This window comes from Microcoleus sp. T3_D1 (assembly GCF_036700405.1).
In the GTDB taxonomy this organism is placed as follows: Bacteria; Cyanobacteriota; Cyanobacteriia; order Cyanobacteriales; family Microcoleaceae; genus Microcoleus.
In genome coordinates this window covers 1-1,148 of the sequence record NZ_JAUBOV010000211.1, presented here as the reverse complement: position 1 = coordinate 1,148, position 1,148 = coordinate 1, and the positions used below count along the sequence as shown (strand labels likewise).

Genomic DNA, 1,148 nt, shown 5'->3' with positions numbered 1-1,148 from the left:
GTAGATACTGTCTTGATCTGTCAAGGGGTAGCGAGTAAATAATTGGGGTCGAAAGGCTTTTGGGACTTTAAAATACCAAAAGCCAAATGCACCAACTTCCGCATCAAAGCACCAATCACCTGCATTTTTACCTTGCCACGACCCAATAATCGGTCACTCATAGCTTTCAGCAATGGATTGTGACGCATCGCCACTACCGCAGGCAAATACAATGCCTTTCGCAGTCGGACATTTCCAGTGCAAGACAAACGAGTTTTGCCTTTAACTGAAGTCCCAGAACTACGCTCACAGGGTGTTAAACCTGCGTAAGCCGCTAATTGACGAGCATTGGTGTAATCGGAAACATTACGAATTTCAGCTAACAATACGGATGCTGTCTGTTCACCAATTCCGGGAATTGAAGTCAAGAGGTCACGCTGTTGTTTTAAATGTGGGTGCTGGTCAAAATGGTCACTAATCAGTTTTTTGAGCAATTTTTGTTGTTCTTTTAGGTACTCCAAGTGTGCAAGGGTAAGCTCGGCAACAGTTAGCGTAGCTGTTTCCAGACGGTTCTGCTCGCTCGTAGCCATTTCGATCACAGATTCGAGCCGTCGTAACAAAGCTTGTAATTCTTTAACTTCGGGTGCGGTTGGTGTCCACAGAGACGGTTTCATTGCCGCACAAAAACGAGCAATCAGTGCCGCATCTACGGAGTCAGTTTTAGTTCTCAGAAGTTCGCTTTTGGCAAACCCTTTAATACGAGCTGGATTGACGATACTGACCTGAAACCCAGCCCCCTACAGGAATTCGGCTAAGGCTTCTCCATAGATGCTAGTAGCTTCCATACAAGCATGGAGTTCGACTACATTTTGTTGTTCAAGCCAGTTATGCAAACTTTCAAACCCTTGAACATTGTTAGTGAACTTTTTGGGTTTGGTCGCACGACCTTCTTTCAGTAATGAAACATGAAAGTCTCTTTTACTGATGTCTATACCTAAGACTATTGATGTCATTTTTAGCTCCCAATTTACTCCGATTTATGAAAGAACGTGACAGGCAATTGAATACTAACCTTGTCAATGCAGGCTTTCCCGATCGTTCGATCGAGAGCCTAAGATACTGTCCAGTTTTAGGTGCGCCTGTCATCAGTAATGGGAGCTTATCTACGC

Annotated in this window: 1 protein-coding gene and 1 pseudogene; both read right to left on the bottom strand. The window is 44.3% G+C overall.

The window, feature by feature from the left end; translation table 11 throughout:
• Nucleotides 1-20: 20 nt before the first annotated feature.
• Nucleotides 21-569: a transposase gene (locus QT992_RS33445; RefSeq protein ID WP_333343096.1), complete on the bottom strand. Its 549-nt coding sequence runs from the start codon at nucleotides 567-569 to the stop codon at nucleotides 21-23.
• A pseudogene (locus tag QT992_RS33440) lies at nucleotides 549-992 on the bottom strand (IS110 family transposase); the annotation flags it as partial. The gene QT992_RS33445 and the pseudogene QT992_RS33440, both read right to left, overlap by 21 nt.
• Nucleotides 993-1,148: the final 156 nt, after the last annotated feature.